Source organism: Anaerotalea alkaliphila (assembly GCF_010179735.1).
Taxonomy (GTDB): Bacteria; Bacillota; Clostridia; order Lachnospirales; family Vallitaleaceae; genus Anaerotalea; species Anaerotalea alkaliphila.
This window is the reverse complement of record NZ_JAAEEH010000011.1, coordinates 59,060-81,461: the sequence shown is the minus strand read 5'-3', so window position 1 is coordinate 81,461 and position 22,402 is coordinate 59,060. Positions and strand designations below refer to the sequence as shown.

General features: G+C 61.0%; 15 protein-coding genes, 5 tRNA genes and 1 rRNA gene. 18 read left to right on the top strand and 3 right to left on the bottom strand.

Going from position 1 to position 22,402, the window contains the following annotated elements:
• The 12 genes from GXN74_RS05705 to GXN74_RS05650 form a co-directional block, all read left to right on the top strand.
• Positions 1 to 126, top strand: a 23S ribosomal RNA gene (locus GXN74_RS05705); the annotation flags it as partial.
• Between the two features lie 120 nt (positions 127 to 246).
• A tRNA-Tyr gene (locus GXN74_RS05700) sits at positions 247 to 328 on the top strand.
• Between the two features lie 13 nt (positions 329 to 341).
• Positions 342 to 414: transfer RNA gene (locus GXN74_RS05695), tRNA-Phe, on the top strand.
• Positions 415 to 430: 16 nt separating this feature from the next.
• A tRNA-Gly gene (locus tag GXN74_RS05690) sits at positions 431 to 501 on the top strand.
• A gap of 4 nt (positions 502 to 505) precedes the next feature.
• Positions 506 to 577, top strand: a tRNA-Gly gene (locus tag GXN74_RS05685).
• Between the two features lie 86 nt (positions 578 to 663).
• A tRNA-Gln gene (locus tag GXN74_RS05680) sits at positions 664 to 735 on the top strand.
• A gap of 93 nt (positions 736 to 828) precedes the next feature.
• Positions 829 to 2,541 (top strand): B12-binding domain-containing radical SAM protein, encoded by a 1,713-nt coding sequence (locus GXN74_RS05675; RefSeq protein ID WP_162369954.1) that lies wholly within the window; start codon positions 829 to 831, stop codon positions 2,539 to 2,541.
• Between the two features lie 9 nt (positions 2,542 to 2,550).
• Positions 2,551 to 3,213: an endonuclease III gene (gene nth / locus GXN74_RS05670; RefSeq protein WP_162369953.1), complete on the top strand. Its 663-nt coding sequence runs from the start codon at positions 2,551 to 2,553 to the stop codon at positions 3,211 to 3,213.
• Positions 3,214 to 3,269: 56 nt separating this feature from the next.
• Positions 3,270 to 5,003, top strand: a complete 1,734-nt coding sequence (locus tag GXN74_RS05665; RefSeq protein ID WP_162369952.1) for a diguanylate cyclase — start codon at positions 3,270 to 3,272, stop codon at positions 5,001 to 5,003.
• A gap of 15 nt (positions 5,004 to 5,018) precedes the next feature.
• Positions 5,019 to 7,769 (top strand): PAS domain-containing sensor histidine kinase, encoded by a 2,751-nt coding sequence (locus GXN74_RS14720; RefSeq protein ID WP_162369951.1) that lies wholly within the window; start codon positions 5,019 to 5,021, stop codon positions 7,767 to 7,769.
• Positions 7,770 to 7,771: 2 nt separating this feature from the next.
• Complete coding sequence (locus GXN74_RS05655) at positions 7,772 to 10,675, top strand: ATP-binding protein (protein WP_162369950.1); 2,904 nt, start codon at positions 7,772 to 7,774, stop codon at positions 10,673 to 10,675.
• Positions 10,672 to 12,309, top strand: a complete 1,638-nt coding sequence (locus GXN74_RS05650) for a putative manganese-dependent inorganic diphosphatase (protein WP_162369949.1) — start codon at positions 10,672 to 10,674, stop codon at positions 12,307 to 12,309. The genes GXN74_RS05655 and GXN74_RS05650 overlap by 4 nt, the downstream gene beginning before the upstream one ends.
• Here GXN74_RS05650 and GXN74_RS05645 read toward each other — a convergent pair.
• Together GXN74_RS05645 and GXN74_RS05640 are read right to left on the bottom strand one after the other, a co-directional pair.
• Positions 12,304 to 12,927 (bottom strand): DUF624 domain-containing protein, encoded by a 624-nt coding sequence (locus tag GXN74_RS05645; RefSeq protein WP_162369948.1) that lies wholly within the window; start codon positions 12,925 to 12,927, stop codon positions 12,304 to 12,306. The two genes, GXN74_RS05650 and GXN74_RS05645, sit on opposite strands and share 6 nt — an antisense overlap.
• The gene (locus GXN74_RS05640; protein ID WP_162369947.1) at positions 12,914 to 14,266 is read right to left on the bottom strand and encodes a bifunctional folylpolyglutamate synthase/dihydrofolate synthase; all 1,353 of its coding nucleotides are present in this window, start codon (positions 14,264 to 14,266) and stop codon (positions 12,914 to 12,916) included. The genes GXN74_RS05645 and GXN74_RS05640 overlap by 14 nt, the downstream gene beginning before the upstream one ends.
• Positions 14,267 to 14,415: 149 nt before the next feature.
• On the opposite strand from GXN74_RS05640, the gene trxB reads away from it, so the two are divergent.
• The 6 genes from trxB to GXN74_RS05610 are packed head-to-tail and all read left to right on the top strand — an operon-like array spanning position 14,416 to position 21,399.
• Positions 14,416 to 15,333: a thioredoxin-disulfide reductase gene (trxB, locus tag GXN74_RS05635; RefSeq protein ID WP_162369946.1), complete on the top strand. Its 918-nt coding sequence runs from the start codon at positions 14,416 to 14,418 to the stop codon at positions 15,331 to 15,333.
• Positions 15,334 to 15,366: 33 nt separating this feature from the next.
• Complete coding sequence (locus GXN74_RS05630) at positions 15,367 to 15,735, top strand: PilZ domain-containing protein (RefSeq protein WP_162369945.1); 369 nt, start codon at positions 15,367 to 15,369, stop codon at positions 15,733 to 15,735.
• Positions 15,728 to 17,527 (top strand): DUF4981 domain-containing protein, encoded by a 1,800-nt coding sequence (locus tag GXN74_RS05625; protein WP_162369944.1) that lies wholly within the window; start codon positions 15,728 to 15,730, stop codon positions 17,525 to 17,527. Before GXN74_RS05630 ends, GXN74_RS05625 begins: the two co-directional genes overlap by 8 nt.
• 9 nt (positions 17,528 to 17,536) lie before the next feature.
• Positions 17,537 to 19,408 (top strand): excinuclease ABC subunit UvrC, encoded by a 1,872-nt coding sequence (gene uvrC, locus GXN74_RS05620; protein ID WP_162369943.1) that lies wholly within the window; start codon positions 17,537 to 17,539, stop codon positions 19,406 to 19,408.
• Between the two features lie 60 nt (positions 19,409 to 19,468).
• The gene (hprK, locus tag GXN74_RS05615; RefSeq protein WP_162369942.1) at positions 19,469 to 20,422 is read left to right on the top strand and encodes an HPr(Ser) kinase/phosphatase; all 954 of its coding nucleotides are present in this window, start codon (positions 19,469 to 19,471) and stop codon (positions 20,420 to 20,422) included.
• 14 nt (positions 20,423 to 20,436) lie between these two features.
• Entirely contained in the window at positions 20,437 to 21,399 is a 963-nt protein-coding gene (locus tag GXN74_RS05610) for an ROK family protein (RefSeq protein ID WP_162369941.1), read from the top strand.
• 76 nt (positions 21,400 to 21,475) lie between these two features.
• On the opposite strand, the gene GXN74_RS05605 is transcribed toward GXN74_RS05610, so the two are convergent.
• Positions 21,476 to 22,273 carry a DUF1189 family protein gene (locus GXN74_RS05605; protein ID WP_162369940.1) on the bottom strand — a complete coding sequence of 266 codons (798 nt, stop codon included), beginning with the start codon at positions 22,271 to 22,273 and terminating at the stop codon, positions 21,476 to 21,478.
• Between the last annotated feature and the right edge of the window lie 129 nt (positions 22,274 to 22,402).

Genomic DNA, 22,402 nt, shown 5'->3' with positions numbered 1-22,402 from the left:
CTCAAGATAAGATATCCCATCCGTAAGGAGTAAGACCCCTGGAAGACTACCAGGTTGATAGGTTGGAGGTGTACGCATGGCAACATGTTCAGCTGACCAATACTAATCGGTCGAGGGCTTGACCTAGCAATCATCCAAATCATGCAGATGTAAATTCTCTATTCAGTTGTCAAAAAAACATGTTGACAAAACCGGGAAAACTGGTTATCATATATCTTGTTCTTAAGTCCTCAGAGCGCTAATTGAGGAGGGATTCCCGAGTGGCTAAAGGGGGCAGACTGTAAATCTGTTGGCACCGCCTTCGAAGGTTCGAATCCTTCTCCCTCCATTAAGACTGTCTTGCCCAGATAGCTCAGTCGGTAGAGCAGAGGACTGAAAATCCTCGTGTCGCTGGTTCGATTCCGGCTCTGGGCACTTGGAAACACCATATGCGGGTGTAGTTCAATGGTAGAACACCAGCCTTCCAAGCTGGATACGCGGGTTCGATTCCCGCTACCCGCTTTTCGCGCGAGTGGCTCAGTGGTAGAGCATCGCCTTGCCAAGGCGAGGGTCGCGGGTTCGAATCCCGTCTCGCGCTCTTCATCAAAAGCTTCAAGATAAGGATGCGGAATGCGCGTGCAGGTCGTATCCATTTTTATAAAGGAAAATATGTAGTAAAAATGATGGGTAGTCGCCAAGCGGTAAGGCTCAGGACTCTGACTCCTGCATCCGAAGGTTCGAATCCTTCCTACCCAGTTCCAAGGGCGTGCGGCCCGATGCAAGAAGCGCGTACATTGTACGCGCTTTTTGCGTTATGGAAATGTCATGGAATAAGGAAAGGAGACAGGCATGGAAAGATCGTTCAAGGTCCTGCTGGTCGCAATCAACGCAAAGTTCATCCATACGAATCCGGCGGTCCGGCATTTGCGGGAACGTCTGCAAATGCCGGGGATTGCGGGGGAGGTCCTGGAATGCACGGTCAACCAGCGGGTGGACCATATCCTGAAGGGGATCGTGTCCAAGGAGCCGGACGTGGTGGGGTTCTCCTGCTACCTCTGGAACATCGCCTATGTCCAGGCCTTGGTCGCCAACCTGAAGAAGGTACTTCCCCGGGTCCGGATCCTGCTGGGAGGGCCGGAAGTGTCCTACGACGCCTCCCGGCTCCTTGCGGCCTGGCCCCAGGTGGACTGCATCGTCTGCGGGGAGGGGGAGGAAGCCCTGGCACGGGTCGCCGGGCGGTATGCCAAGGGGGGGGGGCTGGATTCCTCCATCCGGGGAATCTGCTTTAGGACCGGGGAGGGGGAGGTCCTGGCCACGGGCCCCGGAGCCCCGGTGGACATGGATTCCCTGGGGTTCCCCTATGGGGACCAGGAGGACCTTTCCCACAAGATCCTCTATTACGAGACCTCCAGGGGGTGCCCGTACCAGTGCAGCTATTGCCTTTCCTCCATGGAAAAAGGGGTGCGCTTCCGTTCCCTGGAGCGGGTGTTTGGGGACCTGGAACGGTTCCTGGAAGCGGAGGTCCCCCAGGTGAAGCTGGTGGATAGGACGTTCAATGCCCGGAAGAGCCATGCCAAAGCCATCTGGCGCTGGCTGATGACCCATGACCGGGGGCGCACCAACTTCCACTTCGAAATCTCCGCGGACCTGCTGGACGAGGAGAGCCTGTTCCTGCTGGGGCAGGCCCGGCCGGGACTGTTCCAGTTCGAGATCGGCGTCCAATCCGCCAATCCCAGGACCCTGGAGCTGATCCGCCGGAAAATGGACCTGGAGGTCCTGGAGACCAACGTGCGCCGGCTCCAGGAGGGGAGGAACATCCATCTGCACCTGGACCTGATCGCCGGGCTTCCGGGAGAGGGTTATGCCAGCTTCCGGGAATCCTTCAACCGGGTCCACGGGATGGGGCCGGACCAGCTGCAGCTGGGCTTCCTGAAGGTCCTGAAAGGCTCCGGCCTGGAGCGGGAAAAGGAGGCCTACGGGCTGGTGCACAGGGATTACGCCCCCTACGAGGTCCTCCGGACCGCAGACCTTTCCTACGGGGAGCTGGAGCGGCTGAAGCTGGTGGAGGAGATGCTGGAGCGTTATGGGAACAGCGGGCTTTACAGGAGGACCCTGGCCCACGCCATTCCCCTCCATCCGGACCCTTTCAGCTTCTATGAGGCGCTGGGGGACCATTTTTCCGGAGAGGGCCTGGAGGAGGTCAGCCTGTCCAAGGCGCAGCAGACGGAGGTGCTTAGGGATTTCCTGCGCAAATGGGGCAAGGTCGACCCGGGGATGTTGGACGAGCTGCTGAAGCTGGACCTGCTGCTCCACGAGCGCCTGCGGAAGCTCCCCTCCTGGCTGGAGAACAGGGAGCTGGGCAGGGAGGCGCTCCAGGCCCGGGGTGTGGGAAGGGAGGAGGCGAAGGCGTGCCATTTCGAGGCATTCGACCTGGATGTGGCCGCCTGCATGGAGGCGGGGACCGTCCGGAAGGGACCGGGGGTGCTGCGCACGGAGTACGGGAAGAAGGATTTCGTCACGGGAGAGGCGGGCTGGAGTTTCCTGCCCCCCTCCGGAGCATAGGAGGTGCGCATGGGAGGAAAAAAGAGGGAAGAAAGGGTGGGCCGGATCCTGGGGCAGTTGGATGCCCATTACGGTCCGGACCACATCTGCTATCTGCATTACAGGGAGCCATGGCAGCTTCTGATGGCCACCATCCTGAGCGCCCAATGCACCGACGACCGGGTGAATATGGTGACGGTGGACCTCTTTCAAAAGTACCCGACCCTGGAGGCCCTGGCCTCGGCCCCCCAGGAGGACATCGAGGAGGCGGTCCGTTCCACGGGCTTCTACAAGAACAAGGCCTCCCATCTGAAGCGGGCGTCCATCCAGTTGCTGGAACGGCATGGGGGGGGCCTGCCGTCCGGAATCGAGGAGCTGACCAGTCTGGATGGGGTGGGCAGGAAAACGGCCAACGTGGTCCGGGGACACATCTACAACATCGAGAGCATCGTGGTGGACACCCACGTGAAGCGGATCTCCAACAAGCTGGGATTCACACAGAACCAGGATCCGGTGAAGATCGAATTCGACCTGATGGAGCTCCTGCCAAGGAGCCACTGGCTGCGCTACAACACCCAGATCATCGCCCATGGCCGGAGCGTCTGCACCGCAAGGAATCCGGACTGCGGGTCATGTTTCCTGCTGGCCGACTGTCCCTGGGGTTTGCGGGAGAGGTTGGAAAAGATAACCTGAGTATGGTATAATTCCCTTGAAACCTTTTTGCCGCAACAACCCTTGTGAGGTGCGCTATGGAATTTAAAAGTCAGAAGGCCATCATCTGCGTGGATGACGACCCGTACATCGTAAACCAGCTGGAGGAGTCCTTCAACAACCATTTGGGGGACGAGTACATCATCGAGGTGGCGGAGTCCGCCAACGAGCTGCTGGACATCATCCGGAGCCTGGAGGAGATCAAGATCGAGACGGCGGTGATCGTGTCGGATTACCTGATGCCCAGGATCAACGGGGTGGAGCTGATCGACATCATCAACAAGAAGTACCCTTTCATCAAGATCATCCTCCTGACCGGGAACATGAACATGGAGACCCTGGAGAACGCCATCAACTCCATCAACATCTACCGCTTCATCAAGAAGCCCTGGGAGGAGGAGCACCTGCTGAGGACCGTCCGGGAAGCGGCGGAGCTCCACCGGCAGGAGAAGGAGCTGGACGACCTCCATGAGCGCCTGAAGAAGTCCGAGTGGGAGAAGCGGCTGATCCTGGACAGCATCTCCGAGGCCCTGTTCTACATGGACACCGACCTGAAGGTGCTGTGGAGCAACGACATGGCGAAGGACTTCCTGGGGAGGGAGCCGGAGGGGCTCCATTGCCACGAAATCTTCCACGCCATCTCCGCCCCCTGTCCGGACTGTTGCGCCAAACGCACCCTGGAGGGGGAGACCCAGCTGACCAAGGAAATCATACTGGAGGACGGAAGGCACCTTTTCCTGCGCTTCTACGCCGTGATGGAAAGGGACCAGTCCAGGGGAGTCGTCCTGGCGGTCCAGGACATCACCAACCGGAAGCGGGTGGAGCACATGAACCAGGCCCTGCTGCATCTGGCCAGGTCCAACAACAGCATCCACACCATCCACATGCTCTACGACAACGCCTACCATGTGCTGGCGTCCCTGCTGCATGTGAAGAGCTTCCTGATCGCCGGGCATGTGGAAGGAAAGGTCCTGGCGGAGTATGTGCAGGGGGCGGGGATGGAGGAGTCCTTCATCCGGGAGCTGATCCAGGAGACGGATGCGGGGATCCGGGAACCGGAGGGGTACCATCTGCGCAGGGAAGGGAAGGGGATCCATTACGTGCAGCCCCTGATCAACCGCAAATACATGCTGCTGCATTTCAGCCCCAACGGATACGACGAGGCCCTTTCCCTGCAGCTGGCAAGCGCCGTGGCGGAACAGCTGAGCGGCAGCATGGTGAACATCTACCATCTGGACAGGATCACCTACCAGGCCAACCACGACGCCCTGACGGGCCTGTTCAACCGGAAATACCTGCTCCAGAGGCTGGAGGGGCTGCACCAGCGGAAACGGAACCGGGATGGGGGGGAGGCCCACAACGGCCTGGCCATCATCGACCTGAACCGCTTCAAGTCGGTGAACGACAACCATGGCCACGTGGCCGGAGACCAGGTGCTCCGGATGGTGGCGGCAAAGATGCTGGAAGCCACCCGGCATGAGGATGTGTTGGCCAGGATCGGAGGGGACGAGTTCGCCCTCCTGTTCACCATCGATTCGGAAGAGGCGGCGCGGACCATGCTGGAAAGGATCCGGGAAGCCCTCTACGAGGAGATGCAGGTGGGGGATGACGTCCTGCGGCTGGGAGGCTGTCTGGGCGTGGCGCTGTTCGAAGGTGCGGACTGGGAGCCCGTGGAGGTTTTCAAGCATGCGGACGAGGCCATGTACCGGGCAAAGGAGATGGGCAAGGAAGAGGGCTGCGTCCTCTTCTTTGAAGAAGGGAAGACCGACTAGGAAGGGGAAGCTGGTATGACGAAGAAGGAGATTGCCGTATTCACTTTTTTCATATCAGCTTTAATCCTTTTGGTGGGCGTCATACTCCTGTACGAGCATGCCGAGAACCAAAAAAGCTTAAAGCTGGAAGGGATCCGCAGGGAGAAGATGCACCTGCTGGAAGGGAACAGCCGGCTGGAAGGACTTTACGGGGAGCTGACCGGGCTCACGGGGCTGTATCTGGGAACCGGACGGGAGGAGTACGGCCGGGTCCATGGGGAAACGGCCTTCCAGCTCCGGGAGCTTCTGGAGGAAGTCCTGGAGCTGGAGAGGGCCATGGAGGAAAGGAGCCTGGAGCTGGAGGTCGGCCTGATGGCCCTGCAGCTGGAAAACATGCTCCAGCTCCAGGTGGAGGCCGTGGAACTGATGGCCGGTGGGAATCCTGCCCGGGCCCGGGCCCTCCTGGAAACCCAGAGGTACAGGGAAGGGGAAGGGATGTACCGGACCCAGCAGAAGGCCTTGCGGGATGCGCTGGAGGAACGGATGGCGAAGGATACCGCGGAAATCGGGGGCATGCTGGAAAGGGGACGCAGGGACCTGACCTACCTGCGCCTGCTGACCTTCCTGGGGATCCTCATGCTGGTGGCCTGGTACGTCTATGTCATCCACAACAACCAGTCCATGAGCCAATGGTTCCACCGGAGGGAGAGGAACATCGACCAGATGTACTACCGGCTCAGGACCGGGGAATGGCGCTACGACAAGGAGAAGGAGGTCATCTTCCTGTCCAAGCACATCCTGGACATGCTGGGAATCCAAAGCGAGGGGGCCCAGGAACAGGAATTCCCCATCCGCAACCTGCTGGAGCGGGTGGACCCCCAGGATGTGGACCGTGTCTACAGCTGGCTCCACAACAAGAACTACGACGAACGGTACATGCAGTTCGTCCTCCACCACAAGGGGAAGGCCTACATCTTCAGGGCCTACAAGGACATCCCCTACAAGAAGTCCCTGGAGGAGAAGCAGGTGGTGGGGATCCTCCAGGACATCACCCAGGAGGCGAAAAAGACCAGCATCTACGAGAGCCTGTTGTCCAGCGCCTCCAATGGCCTCCTGCATCTGGGCAAAGCCTACAACATCCTCTGGGCCAACACCAAGGCGGTCTCCTGGATGGAGGAGCGCTACTTCAAGCCCAGGGAGAAGTGCTACAGGAAGTTCTACGGACTGGATGCCCCCTGTCCCAACTGCCGCATGGGGGAAGCCCTTCTGGGACAGCCGGATGTGGCCATGGAGCGGCAGCAGCCAAGCGGCAGGCATCTGCTGGAGCAGCTCAGTCCCATTTATGACGAGGAGAAGAAGATCAGCGGCGTGGTCCTGCACATCCAGGACATCACCCCCCTGAAGGAATCGGAAATGCGGCTGAAGGAGAAGATCGAGCAGGTGAACATCTCCTCCAGGCTTTCCGGCATCGGTTTCTGGCGCTATGACGTGGAGAAGGACCTGTTCACAGGGGACGAGAACTGGTACGACATCAAGGGCTTGGACCGCAGGCTGGAAGGCGTGAACATGGCCTATGTGCTGAAGCTGATCCAAAAGGAGGGGCAGGAAGCCCTGCAGGAAGCCTTCCGCAGCCATCTTGCGGGGGAACGCCCTGTCGTGTACTGCGAATACAGGATGTGGAACGCCCACAGGAAGGAGTGGCTGCAGATTTCCTCCATGGGAAGGCTGCGCTCCCAGGGGGAGGAAGAGGGCGGCAAGGTGGTGGTGGGGGTCATCCAGGACGTGACGGAGAAGAAGAACAACGAGAAGCGCCTGGTCCAGTACGAGAAGATGGCGGTCCTGGGCAAGCTGATCGCCGGCATCGCCCACGAGATCAACACCCCCTTGGGCGTCATCAAATCCACCACCACCAACCAGATGCACCTGAACGAGGACCTTTTCGAGAAGACGCTGCGCCTGCTGGGACAGGTGTCCCAGGAGGGACTGGAGACGGTCCGTATGCTGGCGGACAGGCCCCCGTTGGAGAACCTGCCCTCCACGGCCACGCTCCGGACCCACAGGGGCCGGTTGGAGACGGCCCTGGATGTCTATCCCCACCTCTCCTCCAGAGAGGTGGCCCGGCGCATGGTCAAGATGGGCATCTATGAAATGGAGCCCCCCATCCGCAGGCTGATGGAGGAGGGAAGCGCCGAACTGGCGCTGGAGGTGGCCCAAGGCTGGTACAGCATGAAGGTCAATGCCCAGATGATATCCCAGTCCGTGGAACGGATGTCCAGGGTCATCACTGCGCTCAAGTCCTATGTGCGAAGCGACCAGTCCGCCTCCATGCAGCCGGTTTCCCTGGAGGAATCCCTGGAGACCATCCTCATGCTCTACCAGAACAAACTGAAGAACGATTACGAAGTCGTCAAGCATTACGAATGGCACGGAAAGGTGGACGCCTACGAGGATGAACTCTCCCAGGTCTGGATCAACGCCCTGGACAACGCCCTCTACGCCATGGGAAGCAGCGGCATCCTGGAGGTGGGCATACTGGAAGAACGGGGACAGGCCTGCGTGTACATCAAGGACAATGGGGAAGGGATGGACGAGGAGACCAGGAAACGGGCCTTCGAACTCTTCTTCACCACAAAGCCCACCGGCACCGGCACCGGCATCGGCATGGACGTGGTCCAGAGCATCATGGACAAGCATGGAGGCAGCGTGGACCTGGAGAGCAAACTGGGGGAGGGAACCACCATCCGGTTCTATTTTCCGTTGCCCAAGCGGAAGGGAAAAGAGGGATAAGCATGGGAAAGAGGCAGACCATCATCATCATCAGCGGCGTCTTCATCGCCGTCACCGCGCTTTTCCTGTTGCTGCTCTTCTGGGAGGACAATGGTAGGACCGGGGGAGGCGGACAGGATCCGGAGGAAAGGCCGGCCTACACCGATCAGGAGAAGGAGTGGCTTGCCGGCTACAAGGGAAGGGAATTCACCCTGGGGCTGGAGGTCCGCCTGGACAGCGAGAGCTTTCTGGAGGAGATGCCCCAAGGCGCCAGCTTCCTGCTGGATGGGCTGGAGGGTGCCCGGGGACTGGCCTACGGGCTTCTGGAAAAGCTGGAGGAGGAACTGGGCATCCGGTTCAGGGTGGTGCCCTTCGCAAACCCGCAGGACTTCCAGGAAGCCCTGCGGAAGAAGGAGCTGGACCTGTACCTGGGGGTGGACGGGGCCGTTGCCATAGAGGCCGGACTCCAGCTGCTCCCTACCCGTTTCAGCCACCCCTACTACTGCTATGTGGGAACGGGCCAGAGCCGGGTGGAGAGTCTCTACGACTTCCAGGGCCGGACGGTGGGGATCCTGGAAGGGGAGGGAGCGCTGGAAAACCACCTGCGGTCCTACGACCTGGGAAAAACCGGAATCCGGACCTACGGGGATTCCGGGACCCTGTTCCAGGCGCTCCGGCAAGGGGAGGTGTTCGCTGTGGTCACAGGGGAACGGTGGCGGGAAACCGGCGAAAACCTGCGGCTGGCCTTTGAGATCCCCAGTCTGAAGGTGGAGATGGCTCGGATCGGAGTCAATCCCCAGACCTTCCTCCTGGGGGGGATCCTGTACAAGGCCTTCCACCAATTGGAGCGGGAAGGCACCCTGCACAGACTCCAGGAAGAGGCCGAAAGCGGCTTCAACCTGTACCTGCTCCACAGCGGTCTGACAGATGCGGAACGGGCCTGGCTGGAAAGGAACAAGACCCTCTATGTGAGCTTCTCCAAGGAGTCGGAACCCTACAACATCCTGGAGGGGAACCGGTATGGGGGCATCGTCGGGGAGTACCTGGACATGCTGGGGAAATCCCTGGGGGTCCGGTTCCTGCCGGATCCCCTCTACGGCATGGGGGACTGGCATTCGGTGACCCAGCGGTTGGAAAGCGGGGCCATCCACCTCCTGTCCGCTGTAGCGGCCCCCATCCGGAAGGAAGGGGAGGCGCGGTTCACCGCCCCCTACCTGTATTTCAACGTGCTGGTCATCGGCAGGGAGGAAAGCCAGCGCATCGGTTCCGTCCACGAACTGGAGGAGCAGGAGATCCTGGTGGTGGAAGGGACGCCCATCCAGGTGTTCATGGAAACCTACTATCCCTACATCTCCCTGGTTCCGGTGGCGGATGCCAAAGCCATGGTGGAATCGCTGAAGGAAACGGGGAACCGGGAACGGTACGGCCTGGTGAACAGCTACCAGGGGGAGGCGCTGCTGGAGGAAAGGAGCGGCAAAGGCCTCCAGACCCGGGGGGAAATCCTGAACTTTTTCTACCAGCAGTTCCAGGTGTCCCCCCGGCACGCCATCCTGGCAGGCATCCTGGACAAGGCCATCGCCACCCACGACATCGCCCCCATCCTGGACCGGTACGACGAGATGGAGATCCGCAGGGACCGGAACCGGGAAAGGAACGTGCGGATCCTGTCCTGGGGCGGAATCCTGCTGCTCCTGCTGCTGATCCTGGGAACCACCTGGCTGTATCTGATCACCGAGCGGAAAAGGCGGTATGAGGAGCAGAACAGGGAGCAGGAATACGCCCTCCAGCAGTACGCACAGAAGGAAAAGGGGGAGGAGGCGGCCAGCCTGGCCTTCTTCGAATGGTATCCCCAGGAAGACGCCATCGACGCCAGCCCGTTCTTCTACCAGCTGATCGGCCTTGCGGTGGAATCGGATGTCTACAAGGGAGCCATGGGATACACCATGACCCAGCTGCTGGAAATGATACCCTCGAGGGAACGGTCCAACACCGCCGACCTCCTTGCACAGATCCGCATGGGACTGGTGGATGTGGTCCATACGGAGATGGAAATCTACAACGGGGCCCTGGACAGGAGCCTGTGGTTCCGTATGACCCTGAAGGCCATCAGCCACGACCCTGAGGGCATGTGCCTGAAGGTTGTGGGCATGCTCCAGGACATCTCCATCATCAAGGAGAAGGAGAACATCCTGATCAACAAGGAAAAGATGGACAGTGTGGAAAGGCTTGCCGGCGGCATCGGCCGGGACTTCAACCAGATGCTGGAGACCATCGAGACCTACACCCTGATGGTGCAGAAGAAGTACCCCAAGGACGACAAGCACAGCTACTGGTGCGGGCAGATCCTGAACACCATACGGCAGGGGGAAAGCCTGACCCAGGGCCTGCTGGACTATTCCGGCAGCAGCCCCATGGTGCGGGAGCTGGTGGACCTGAACGTCTGCGTGAACAAGGCGGTGGAGGCGCTCCAGGAAGGGAAGGGGCCGAAGCACAAGGTCCTCCAGGTCTTCTGGGAGGACGACCTGTTCACCAGCGTGGACCGGAAGCAGATGGTCAACGTATTCACCAGCCTGGGGAGGAACGCACTGGAAGCCATGCCCTCCGGAGGAACCCTGACCTTCTACACCGGAAGGGCGGAGATGGACCTTGGTGGGCTGCAGCGGCTGGAACTAAAGCCCCTTGCGGACGGCTACATCTGCGCCAGCGTGCGGGACACGGGGGTGGGCATGACCCAGAGCCAGCTGCGGGACGTTTTCGAACCCCTGTACCTGCAAAACGGGCACCAAAGCCGGACCGGCTTGGGGCTTGCGACGGTCAAAGGCATCGTCCAGGCCCATGGAGGCGCACTAGATGTCTGCTCCACCCCGGGAGAGGGGACCACCATCGCCGTTTACCTGCCGTATAAAAAACAGAAGGAGAACATATGAAAGAAACCGTCTATGTCTTCGGCCATCAGAATCCGGACTCGGATTCCATCTGCGCGGCCATCAGCTACGCCCATCTGAAGAACCAGCTGGACCCCCAGCGGCACCATATGCCCATCGCCCTGAAAGAGGTGAACAAGGAAACCGCCTATATCCTCAAGCATTTCGGCGTGGAGCCTCCACCGGTGGTGGAGCACCTGAAGCTGCAGGTGACCGACATCAACCTGACCCCCGCCAAGGTGGTCAAGGAGATGGACTCCATCCGCAAGGTGCTGGAGGCCATCACGGGGGAGACGGGCCGGTCCATCCCGGTGGTGGACCAGGATGAAAGGCTGATCGGTCTGGTTTCCATCTCCGACATCATGCCCACCTACCTGGGACAGTGCAGCAGCAATTTCCTCAAGGACAGCAAGACCCCCTTCGTGAATCTGATCCAGGAGCTGGACCTGAAGCTGGTATCGGGGACCATCAAGGAGGAGTATGTCTCTGGGCGGGTCTACCTGAGCAGCGACGTGTATCCGGACAAGGTCCTGGAGAAGGAGGACCTTGTCCTCTGCGACGCCCAGGAGCTGGCCCACCTGTTCGAGACCAAGGACACCATCCTCCAGGCCGGCTATTTCATCGTCGGGAACGTGAGGGATCCGGAAGACCTGCTGACCTGGCAGGACCACCGGCACGTGCTCCTCTCCTCGGAACTGAAGGTCTACGAATTGGTAAAAAAAATATCCCAGACCATTCCTGTTTCCACCATGGTGAAAAAGGACGGGCTGGAATATTTCGTGACCTACGAGACCCTGGAGGACGTGCAGGAAAACATCGTGACCTCCAAGCACCACCATTTTCCCGTGGTGGACGAGTGGGGATACATCCAGGGCATGCTGTCCAAGAGCAACCTGGTGGATGTGAACCGGAAGAAGGCCATCCTGGTGGACCACAACGAGCGGGGCCAGTCCATCCAGGGGATCGACGACCTGCACATCCTGGAGATCATCGACCACCACCGGGTGGCGGACGTGATGACCATGGCGCCCCTCTACTTCCGGGTGGAACCGGTGGGCTGCACCTGCACCCTGGTGGCCAGGATGTACGAGGAGCAGGGGGTGGAAATTCCCCGGCAGATCGCAGGCCTGCTGCTGAGCGCCATCATCTCGGACACCCTCCTCTTCAAGTCCCCCACCTGCACCCCTTTGGACAAGGCCACGGCGGAAAAGCTGGCCCCCATCGCCGGTGTGGACACCCGGTATTACGGCATGCACATGATCACCGAAGGGTCCTCCCTGGAGGAGAAGAGCCCCGAGGAGCTGCTCCACTACGACATGAAGCAGTTCATGTTCGGCCCCTACAGGGTCCGGGTCTCCCAGATCAACACCGGGGACTTCGACGGCTTCTACAAGGTGTACCCGGGGGTCCTGGCCTACATGGAGGACTTCTGCCGCCAGGACGGCCTGAACCTGTGGGTGTTCATGGTGACGGACGTGGTGGTGGGGGGCACGGAACTGATCGTGGCCGGAGACAGCGCCTGGATCGCGGAAAACGCGTTCAGGATGAAGCCCAAAGAGAAGAGCATCTTCCTGTACGATGTGTTCTCCAGGAAGAAGCAGGTGGTGCCCCAGCTGATGAACGCCGCCAAGCTATAGGTTGTACTTGCCCAGGATCCGGACGGTGATCAGATGGCTGTTGGCCAGCGCCACGAAGGCGGGCAGGAACAGGAACAGGATCCCCAGCTGCTGGACCCCCAGGAACATCCCCAGGACCAGAAGGAGCAGGACCAGGTTTAGGCCGGCCGCCACCAGAGTGGTGGGGAGGTGCTTGTGGGAGAGGGCGAAGGAGAACTTGAGCAGGTCCTTCCAGCCCAATTCCGTATGCGCCGCCAGGGGCACCAGCCAGGTGTGCAGGAAAAGGACCTCCAGCAGCACGAAGATGTAGAAGGGGGCCAGGAAGCTCCAGGGCAGGACGCCGGTCAGAAGCATCCGGAGATTGAAGGCGGTGACGAGGAAGACCGCCGAGAGCAGCAGGTGCAGCAGGGTGCCCGTAAGGAACCTCTTCCGGAAGAGATGGAAGAAGCTCTTGAAGGCGTAGCCGTCTCCGGTGATGACCGCCTGGTGGACCGCATGATAGAGGGACATGCTGGAGATGCCCAGGAGCAGGCCGGCCGTCCCGAAGCTGAGGAACAGGGCCAGGAGGTTCAGGACCAAAAGGTCGAAAAGCATGGAGCCGTAACGTTGGACGGGACCGTCCAGATCAAAGATGCGCATCGTGTTCTCCTTCCGTTTTTGCCAGGAGCATTTCCCTGCAGGGAAACACCAGGTACAGGGATCCGGCCAGGCAGACAAGCCCCTGTTCGGAGACAAGGCCTGCGGCCAGTTCCAGGGCCCGTGCCGGGTCCTCCTCCACATGGATCCGGGGGAAGCGGCCTGCGCACAGGGTCTTCAGGTGCCCGGGGGCGGCGGCCCGGGGGCTTTCGGGAGTGGTCAGGACCACAGTGTCGAAAAACCGCTCCAGTCCCAGAAGCATCCGGGAGAGGTCCTTGTCCTGGAGGATTCCAAGGACAAGGATCTTCTCCTTGGGGACCCCCGGCAGGAGGAGCATCTCCTGGAAGGCGGCCATCCCCTGGGGGTTGTGTGCCCCGTCCAGAAGGAAGTTCCTTCCCCTGCTCCGGATCCACTCCCCCCTGCCGGGCCAGACGGTGGTGGAAAGGGCCTTTTGGACCACTTCCAAGGGCAACCGGGCCGCACCCATCTCCTGGAGGAGATGGGCGGCTCCCAGGGCGTTGCCGATGTTCGCCCGCTGGTGTACGCCCACCAGCGGGGTGGTGAAGACGGCCCCCGCATACCAGGGGTGCCGGCAGACCAGGGTCGTTCCGTGGATGGAGGCGTCCACCACCTCCAGGTCGGAGGAGGGCACGCTGTCGTGGAGGGGGGAGCCCAAAGCCTGGGCCCTGGCAAGGACCGTCCGGACGACTTCGGAGGGATTTTCCCCCAGAAGCACCGGACAGCCCTTTTTCAGGATTCCGGCCTTCTGGGAGGCGACGGCTTCCAAGGTGTTCCCCAGGATGTCCGTGTGGTCCAGGCTGATGGCGGTGATCAGGGAGAGGAGGCTCTTCCCCATCACGTTGGTGGCGTCCAGGGTGCCCCCCAGGCCCACCTCCATGATGGCGAAATCCACGCCGGCCTCCAGGAAGACCAGGTAGGCAAGGGCCGTGAAGGCCTCGAACCGGGAGGGACTGGGAAGGCCCCGGCGGGACAGGATGTCGCAAGCCTCCATGACCCGGGGGTAGGCGGCGCAGAAGCCTTCCAGGTCCATGGGTTCGCATCCGATCCGGATGCCGGCCAGGAAATCAGGAATGGCGGGGGAATGGTAGAAACCGGTGGCGTATCCCCCCTCCTGCAGGATGCCTTCCAGCAGGGCACAGGTGGAGCCCTTGCCGTTGCTGCCGGCCACATGAAGGATCCGGAGCCGGTCCTGGGGGTTTCCCAGGAGTTCCAGCAGGGCTTTCATGGCTTCCAGGGACTGGACCCTGGAGAAGGTCGGCAGGCTTTCGTAGTGGGACAGGCAGCGCTCCGGGGAGCGGGCCTCTGCAGATGTCTTTGTCATAGGAACCTCCTTGGTTCAAGTTGTCAGGAATAGTGTAATACGAAACGGAGGAAATTGCCACCCCCAACTGCGTCCTGGAGGGGGATTTGCGTGCTATGCAATCCAGTATTGTCGTGGTATGATAGAAAAAAAGAGGAAAGAGGAATGTTATGGAACAGGAAGAGAAGATATTGGACCTGGTGATCATCGGCGCCGGCCCGGCGGGCATGGCGGCCGCCATCTACGCCAAAAGGGCCATGATGGACTTCGTGATTCTGGAGAAGGCCTTTCCGGGAGGCCAGATCACCAATACCTATGAAATAGAGAACTATCCGGGAATCAAGACCGCTTCGGGATTCGAGCTGAGCAACCTTTTCCGGGAGCATGTGGAGGAGCTGGGGGTGGAAATCCTCACGGAGGAAGTGGAGGAGCTGGTCCTGGAGGGAGCTGTGAAGAAGGTGGTGGGAAGCTACAACACCTATCTCGCAAAGACCGTCATCCTGGCCATGGGAGCCTCCTGGAAGAAGCTGGGGGTCAAAGGCGAGGAGTTCTACATGGGCAGAGGGGTTTCCTATTGCGCCACCTGCGACGGCGCCTTCTACCGGGGGAAGAAGACCCTGGTGGTGGGCGGCGGCGACGTGGCGGTGGAGGACGCCATCTACCTGGCACGGATGTGCGAGAAGGTGTACCTTGTCCACCGCCGGAACGAGTTGCGGGCGGTAAAGGTGTTGCAGGAGAAGCTGTTCGGGACCCCCAACATCGAAGTCCTCTGGGATACGGAAATGGACGAAATCCAGGGAGGGGAGTTCGTGGAGAAGGTCCGGCTGCACAACAACAAGACCCGGGAGACCCGGGAGCTGGACGTGGACGGCGTCTTCGTGGCGGTGGGGTCCACCCCCAACACCAAGTTCCTGGCGGGCAAGGTGGAAATGGACGCCGCCGGCTGGATCAGGACCGGGGAGAACTGCATGACCAACGTGGAAGGCGTTTTCGCCGCGGGGGACCTGCGGCAGAAGACCCTGCGCCAGGTGATCACCGCGGCGGGGGACGGAGCCACGGCGGTCTATGGGGTGGAGCGATTCCTGTAGGGAGGCGGACCAGGGAACGGAAGGAGGCGCGGGATGTACAACAGGCGAAGGCACAAAAGGGTTCCCGTACGCCTGGAGATTTCCATCGACAGGCTGTACAACCAGGAAGAGGAAATCCGTCCGATGCCCGACCAGGCACTGGAGGTTTCGGATGTGTCCAAGACGGGACTGGGCTTTGAAAGCGGCCAGGACCTGCCCTTGGGATATTATTTCAACGCCAAGCTGGTGTTGGACGAGGAGCGGTACTTCTACTGCGTGCTTAGGATCATCCGCAAGGAACAGGTGGAGGACGCCTGGCTGTACGGATGCGAGTTCGTGGGCCTGGCCCAGTTCCTGGCCGATAGGCTGGACGAGGGCCGGGGAATACCGGGCAATGAAGGAGGAGCAGGAAGACATGGATGAGCGGAAGGTCCGGATTCTGGACGTTTTTTCCCGCAGCGGCTTCCCCAGGGAGACGGGCGGAGCCGTATGGAAGGTGGAGTGCCACCTGGCCTTGTCGGGGCTGGAGGACATGCCGGTGAAGGTGCGGCTGTATCTGGAAGGGGAGGAGGATGTGCTGGCGGCGGAAGCCAGGCTGGTCCTGTCTCCGGACAAGAAGCAGAAGGTTTATCTGGAGCATGTGGTGGCGGCCCCCCGGCTGTGGACGGTGGAGGATCCCGTCCTGCATCCTGTCCGGCTGGAGGTCAGCGACCATATGGACCGTCCCCTGGTGGACAAGACGTTCGTTCACGGTTTCCGCCAGGTGGAGATCCTGGACACGGAAATCCGCTGCAACGGAAGGAGCATCCGGCTCCATGGGATCCGTATGGACAACGCCACCAGGGGACGGGCGGACAGCCTGCTGCCCCTGTGCAAGCGGCTCGGGGTGGACACGGTGGTGGCGGATGCGAGGACGGGCAAGGAGATTGCGGGACTGTGCGACCGTCTGGGACTCTGGCTGCTTCCCCTTGTCCAGGAGGAAGGGGATGTGAAGGCCTTGCGGAGCCATCCCTGCGTGCTGGCCTACCATGGGGTGGGCAGCGGGAGAGAAGCCTTGTGGTCCTTGGACAACACAAGGCTTTTCTTTGCGGAGGGCTGGGGGGACCTGGATCCCTACGGGGAGCTGGCCATGGATGCCCAGGAACTGGACCCGGAGCGGGAGCCGGCCAAACAGGAATTGTTCCACCGTTTCCAGAAGCTCCGGGTGGAGCCCGGGGAAGGGCTGGTGGGACGGCGGTTCGAGGTGCAGGTGACCAACGGATATGTCTGGACGGACCTTTCGGCCTTTGAGGGACGGTACGCCTGGCTGGAGGACGGAGTCCTTCTGGAGGAGGGGGCGCTGGAGCTCCCTGACGCCGGCCCCGGGGAAACGGTCCGGGTGTCCCATGGGCTGCCCTCCCCGCCCCTGGACCCTGCCAAGGAATACCATGTGAACTACCGCCTGTACAGAAGGTCGGCCCCGGAGGAGGAGAACAGGGAGCTGGCGGGGGCCTTCCAGCTGCTGGCGGCGGAAAGGGGAGGCGCCCTGGAGGACCGAAACCAGGTGCGGGAAGCCGTAAGCGCCTGGGAAGAGCTGGCCCTGGCCGACAGGCAGAACACCATCGAGATCCTGGCGGAGACCTTCTTTTTGGAGATCTCCAAGAAAACGGGGGACATCACGTCCCTCCTCTACGACCACAAGGAGCATCTGCAGGAACCCCACAGGCTCCAGATGCCCAGGGGAGGGGAGGCAAGGGAGGTGAAGGTCTGCGGCACGGAGAACCACGGCCACAGGGCCACCATCGAGCTGGAGCGGAAGTACAGGGGGTGCGCCAAAGGGGTGAAGACCACCTATACGGTGCACACGGACGGATCCGTTTCCGTCCGCCATGGGGGGGTCCTGAAGGACCCCAAGGACAGGGTCCTGGCAAGGATCCGCTTCCACCAGCCCATGCGGGCGCTGGAATATTTCGGAAGGCAGCCGCAAGCCGGCCCGGAGCTTTCCATACAAAGGGAAGACCCCAAGGAGATGGCGGAGGTCCGGGAGAAGAGGACCCAGGTCCGCTGGGTGGCCGCCATCGGTTGGGACGCCCAGGGCATGCGCCTGGAGGCCTTGGAGGGAAGGTCCATGGAGGTGGAGACCGAGGCCGACGACACCGTCCTGGTGGGACAGGAGCAGGGACGGGACCCGGCCACAGGGGCCTGGGAGATGGCCTACAGGATATCCAAAATCTGAGGAGGCGGCATGTGGGATTTGAAAGAAGCGTTGAAGACACTGCCTGACCGGCCCGGGGTCTATCTGATGAAGGACGCCCAGGACCAGGTGATCTACGTGGGGAAGGCGAAGGTCCTGAAGAACCGGGTGCGGCAGTATTTCCAAAGCACGGACCGGCACTCCCCGAAGATCGCCCAGATGGTCCGGATGGTCCGGGAGTTCGAGTACATCGTCACGGATTCGGAGCTGGAAGCCCTGATCCTGGAGCTGAACCTGATCAAAAAATACAGGCCGAAATACAACACCCTATTGAAGGACGACAAGACCTACCCCTACATCAAGATCACGGTCCAGGAGGCCTATCCCAGGATCCTCTACACCCGCCAGGTCAGGAAGGACAAGGCCAAATACTACGGCCCCTATTCCAACGCCACCGCGGCCAAGGGGACCATCGACCTGCTGCACAAGATCTGCAGGATCCGCAGCTGCGACCGGCGGCTTCCCCAGGACATCGGGAAGGAAAGGCCTTGCCTATACTACCACATCCACCAGTGCGACGCCCCCTGCCAGGGATGGATCACCCAGGAGGCCTATGGGGAAAAGGTGGCCCAGGCAGTGGCCTTCATGGGCGGGAAGCACCAGCCGGTGGTGGAGGCCCTGACCCAGGAAATGCGGAAAGCGGCGGAGAACCTGGACTTCGAGAAAGCGGCCAAGGTTCGGGACCAGCTGTCGGCGGTGTCGGCCATCATGGAGAAGCAGAAGATCGTCCATGCGGCCATGGAGGACCAGGACGTGGTGGCCTTCGCCCGGGAAGAGGGGGAGGCCCTGGTCCAGGTGTACTTCATCCGGAACGGGAAGATGGTGGGCAGGGAGCATTTCCGCATGGAGCATGTGGAGGGGCAGTCCGGCCAGGACATCGTCACGGCTTTCGTGAAGCAGTTCTATTCAGGGACACCCTACATCCCCAAGGAGCTGGTGCTCCAGGAGGACATGGACGAGGCTGCGGTGATCCAGCAGTGGCTGTCCGACCGGAGGGGCCAGAAGGTCCACATCAAGGTCCCCCGGAAGGGGGAGAAGTCCAAGCTGGTGGAGCTGGCGGCCCAGAACGCCGCCATCACCCTCCGCCAGTTCGGGGAACAGATGCGCCGGAAGGAGCAGCGGACCCGGGGGGCCCTGGAGGAGATCCTCCAGGCGGCGGGACTGGACAAGGACGCCCGGCGTCTGGAAGCCTACGACATCAGCAACAGCCAGGGATTCGAATCGGTGGGGTCCATGGTGGTGTTCGAGGACGGGGAGCCAAAAAGGAGCGACTACAGGAAGTTCAAGATCAAGAGCGTCCAGGGACCCAACGACTACGCCAGCCTGGAGGAGGTCCTGCGGCGGCGGTTCTCCCATGCCTTCCAGGAGCAGCGGGAGATCCTGGAGAAGGGCATGGACGCCCGTTACGGAAGCTTCACCCGGCTTCCGGACCTGATCCTGATGGACGGGGGAAAGGGACAGGTCAACATCGCCCAGGGGGTCCTGGAAGCCATGGAGCTCTCCATTCCGGTCTGCGGCATGGTGAAGGATGACCAGCACAGGACCCGGGGGCTCTACTGCGGGAACAGGGAAGTTCCCCTGGACCCACGGAGCGAGGGATTCAAGCTCCTGGCGAGGATCCAGGACGAGGCCCACCGGTTCGCCATCGAATACCACCGGAAGCTGCGGGGGAAGACCCAGGTGCGCTCGGTGCTGGACGACATCCCCGGGGTGGGTCCCACCCGCAGGAAGGCTCTGCTCAAGGAATTCGGCTCCGTGGAAGGGATCCGGAACGCAAGCCTGGAGGCGCTGGCCGCGGCTCCCGGGATGAACCGGAAGGCGGCGGCCCAGGTGCGGGAATTTTTCGGGCCGGTGGAAAAATAACGGTTCCAGAACCCGGAAACATATGGTAAGATGTTTTCAGCAACCAAGAGGAGGGATAGGATGGCAACGGAACAACCTAATGTGGGTCTCAAGGACCTCATCGCCAAGATGGAATTGACCAATCTTACGCCGGAGCTGGATCTGGAGGATATAACCATCCTGCACAGCGACATCAACCGGCCCGCCCTGCAGCTGGCAGGATTCTTCGATTATTTCGATTCGGACAGGGTGCAGGTCATCGGCAAGGTGGAATACGCCTACCTGAACAACATGTTCGCCAGCGAACGCAAGGCCATCGTAGACAAACTGTTCTCCAGCAAAATCCCCTGCCTGATCCTGGCCAGGGAGATGGAGCCTTTGGAGGACATGCTGGAATCCGCCGCCAGACATGAGATCCCCCTTCTCCAGACCCCCAAGAACACGTCCTATTTCATCTCGGAATTGAACCGCTACCTCAAGGTGGAGCTGGCTCCCAGCATTTCCATCCACGGGGTCCTGGTGGACGTCTATGGGGAGGGGATTCTGATCACCGGGGAAAGCGGGATCGGAAAAAGCGAGACGGCCTTGGAGCTGATCAAGCGGGGACACCGGCTGGTGGCCGACGACGTGGTGGAGATCAAAAAGGTTTCGGACCAGACGCTGCTGGGGACGTCCCCGGACATCATCCGCCACTTCATCGAGGTCCGGGGCATCGGCATCGTGGACTGCAAAGTGCTCTTCGGCGTGGAATCGGTTCAAGACCGCCACGGCATCGACGTGGTGATCAAACTGGAGGACTGGAATCCGGAGAAGGAATACGACCGGCTGGGCATGGTGGAGGACTACATGGACATCCTGGGGAACAAGGTCGTCTGCCACACCATCCCCATCCGTCCGGGCCGGAACCTGGCCATCATCGTGGAATCCGCGGCCATCAACCACAGGCAGAAGGCCATGGGCTACAACGCGGCAGTGGAGCTGAACAACCGGGTGTTGAGCAATCTGGCCAAAAGGACCAAAGACAAACACAAATAAAAGGGAGGAACCAAATGACAAGTATCGGCATCGATTTGGGAGGAACCAACATAGCGGCGGCAATCGTGGACGAGGAAGGGAAGGTCCTCCGCCAGGGATCCACACCCACCTTGCGGGAAAGGGAAGCGGGAGCCATCGTAGGGGACATGGCGATGCTCTGCCTGGACCTGATGGAAAAGCAGGGGCTCCAGGCGGGGGACATCCACTCCATCGGCATCGGAAGTCCCGGAATCGTGGACAACGACCGGGGCATGGTGGTCTATGCCAACAACCTGCCTTTCCGCGAGACGGACCTGCGCAGCGCCATCCAATCCTACATCAACGTCCCCGTCTACATGGGGAACGACGCCAATGTGGCCGCTTACGGGGAATACAGCAGCGGTGCGGGCAAGATCTACGACGACCTGGTCGCCATCACCCTGGGAACGGGCGTGGGGGGCGGTGTGATCGTCCATGGGGAGATCATCACGGGCAGCTTCAATGCCGGAGCGGAGCTTGGGCACATCGTCATGAAGAAAGGCGGAAACCTGTGCACCTGCGGCCGGAAGGGCTGCTGGGAAACCTATTCCTCCGCGACGGCCATCATCCGGGACGCCCGGGAGGCCGCCAAAGCGCATCCGGAGTCCCTCCTGAACCGGCTGGTGGGCGGGGACCTGGAGAAGATGAACGCGAAGGTCCCCTTCGATGCGGCCCAGGCCGGGGACCCTGCGGCCCAGGCTGTGGTGGACTCCTACATCGACGACCTGGCCACCGGACTCATGAACATCGTGAACATCTTCCAGCCCCAGGTCATCGTCCTGGGAGGAGGCGTTTCCGCCCAGAAGGACAACCTGCTGGTGCCCCTGCGGGAGAAGATGGTGGGGGAAACCTATGGGGGAGAGGAAATGCTCAAGACGGTCCTGAAGGTTGCGGAGTTGGGCAACGATGCGGGACTGATCGGAGCCGCCATGCTTTACCGGCTGTACGACAAGGCTTAGGAGGCATCCAAAGGAGAGGCCGGCCCCGAAAGTCCCAGGGACTTTAGGGGCCGGCCTCTTCTTTCTTCCTTCCGGTTCATTCCTGGGGGGGGGCCTCCAGGCGCCGCACCTCCCCGAGGAAACGGTAGAGCAGGAGCAGGGGGAACCCAAAAGCGATGGCCTGCCGGAGCAAAGGCCAGTAGAGGAAAGGCACCAGGTTCATGAGCTCGCTGGCCAGGTAGGGGACACTGGCGGCATAAAGGGTGGTGCGGAAAATCCGGGAGAAGGGCATCTCCAGGACCATGAGATTCTTCAGGAGCAGGCCGAAGATGGAAACCAAGAAGGCCTTCAGGAACCCGGAGAACAGGAAGACCAGCAGGTACACCAGCAGGAAAGCCGGGAAGACGTAGGGCAGGACCGCCTCCAGGATGCCCGCCAGGGCGGCCCTGTCCAGCACCAGGTCGGGAAACGTGCTGAATTCCAGGGGAACGGGCGGGTTTCCCGCCTGGGACAGGATGATCCGGTCCGGATTCACCAGGACGCCCTGGGTGTATCCCGCCAGGTCGTTCAGGCTGTAGCTGTGGTCCGGGTCCACAATCAGGATCGTGTCCAGATGGGCGACCTGGAGTACCTGGGGTTCCTCCAGGAGGATGGAAAGGCTGCCGCCCTCCAGACGGAAGTCGGGGAATTCCCCGGACCGGACCGTCCCGATGGTCTCCACCATGGACAACCGGGCCAGATATCCCATGCCGGCTCCATAGAGGAGGCCGAAGGCCACCAGGAAGGTGAAGAAATAGCGCAGCGCCCGCCTGCCCGGTTCCTTGGAAAAAGCGTATAGGGCGGAGGTGGAGGTGAAGCTGAGCCACACCCTCCTCCAAAAATCCGATTTGAACATGCATAGACCTCCTACTGTTTCATTAGGACTATTGTAGTATCCTTTCCCCCTTCTGTCAAACTTTCCCCAATTCCTGATTCCTCCTTGTGTTAAGCCGCGCTTTCCTTTATAATTGAGGCACCTGAGTCG